2 protein-coding genes and 1 pseudogene are annotated in these 1574 nt (G+C 45.9%); 1 reads left to right on the forward strand and 2 read right to left on the reverse strand.

Annotated features, from left to right (window positions below; genetic code table 11):
• On the forward strand, positions 1 to 562 hold a 562-nt coding region (locus AB4496_RS25895; protein ID WP_372132720.1), incomplete at its 5' end, for an isoaspartyl peptidase/L-asparaginase.
• A gap of 182 nt (positions 563 to 744) precedes the next feature.
• Here AB4496_RS25895 and AB4496_RS25900 read toward each other — a convergent pair.
• Positions 745 to 972 carry a SlyX family protein gene (locus AB4496_RS25900; protein ID WP_009848930.1) on the reverse strand — a complete coding sequence of 76 codons (228 nt, stop codon included), beginning with the start codon at positions 970 to 972 and terminating at the stop codon, positions 745 to 747.
• A gap of 5 nt (positions 973 to 977) precedes the next feature.
• A pseudogene (locus AB4496_RS25905) lies at positions 978 to 1574 on the reverse strand (WD40 repeat domain-containing protein); the annotation flags it as partial.

Below are 1574 nucleotides of genomic sequence, written 5' to 3' on the forward strand. Positions count from 1 at the left end.
TGACCATACTTTCACCGAGCAAGATTACTTCTTTACTGAGCGTCGTTATGACCAACTTCAGTTGATGAAAGAGAAAGGTATTTTTGCTTTGTCTGAAGCGAAATATGATGAAGAGCAAGCAGATAAATATCCAGATGATAAAAAGTACGGCACGGTTGGCGCGGTCGCATTAGACCAAGCCGGAAACTTAGCAGCCGCAACCAGCACTGGTGGCGTAACCAATAAAAAATACGGTCGTGTGGGAGATTCTCCAATCATCGGTGCAGGCACTGTTGCTGAAAATGGCAACGTGGCCGTTTCAACAACAGGTATGGGGGAGTTCTTCCTTAGAAAGATGGTTGCCAGTGATGTGGCGGCACGAATGCGTTATCTCAAGGAAGATGTGCATACGGCTTGTGAAACGATTATTCAAGGTGAATTGAAAACCATGGGTGGTGAAGGAGGCTTGATTGCTATCGATGGACAAGGTGATATTCATTTCGGTATGAACAGTTCAGGAATGTACCGTGCGAGTGTTGATACTAATGGCTGCGTGGAAGTAAAAATTTATGCCGATGACTAAGTTTGTATTGGCTTAACTGACTTTAGTTGAATTAGCGCAGGTTAAACAAACAAAAGGGCGACAGATAAGTATCTGTCGCCCTTTTGGTTTTCTATGTCCCGTCCTGACATGTGTTTACACATTGAGGACGAAAAACTAACGATATGCGTCACTAGAACTAATTCGTTATCTTTAAAGCGCACTTAATAGTGTGGAGGGGGCGTCTCTTCTGATGCGTCAGCGAGGTTTGAGCCATCCATATTTTTTACTTTGCCAACCACGAACTTCATCTGGTCTTGCATTCTCGTGATCAACATCTGTTGTTGGCTAAGCGCTTCATTAAGTTCTTCAATGGTTTGCTCTTGGAAAGCCAACTGACATTCTAGGTCATTCACGCGGCTTTCTAATTGTTCAACTCGCTTTTCTGTCATCGTTCTTAATCCACATTCCAAGCTTGGGCAATGCCCGCAGAGGTGCCCGATATCACACGGTTCTTATCATCAAAGGCTGCATCATACACTACCGCACGAGGAGGGCGAGCATCTTTTAATGGCTCGGCGTCGTGGCGAGAAATGCGTTTGCCATCTTGAGTATTCCACACGCTCACTTGGCTAGATGGCGTACCTGTTACCAACATACTGCCGTCATCAGAAAAGCGAGCACTGGAGAAAATTAGCTGTCGAGACCAGCTCTGCAATTGAGCTTGAGGTTCACCTGTCTCAAGATCCCAGATCATCGCTTGATTCCCTCCATCGGAGGTAAAAGCTAGCTCTCCATCTCGTTGTAAGGCAACTCGTACGACTCTTTGTTCGTGCTCGAATGTACGCAATACCAAGCCTGATTCGGTATCCCAAAGGTAAGCTTTATAGTCGTTACCGCCTGATAATGCGTAGCGCCCATTCGAAGATAGGGAGACGGAATTAACTTTTTCTCGGTGAGCGAGGAACTCCAGACGGCGTCCGGTGACTAAGTCCACATAGATAGCTTTGCCATTAGATAGGCCCAGCAGTACTTTTTCACCGTTGCTAGAGAT

The organism is Vibrio sp. 10N.222.46.A1, from assembly GCF_041473595.1.
In the GTDB taxonomy this organism is placed as follows: Bacteria; Pseudomonadota; Gammaproteobacteria; order Enterobacterales; family Vibrionaceae; genus Vibrio; species Vibrio tasmaniensis_A.

Coding starts and splice junctions, on each gene's coding strand:
- AB4496_RS25900 (WP_009848930.1), bottom strand. CDS start 972: ATGACAGAAAAGCGAGTTGAACAATTAGAAAGCCGCGTGAATGACCTA.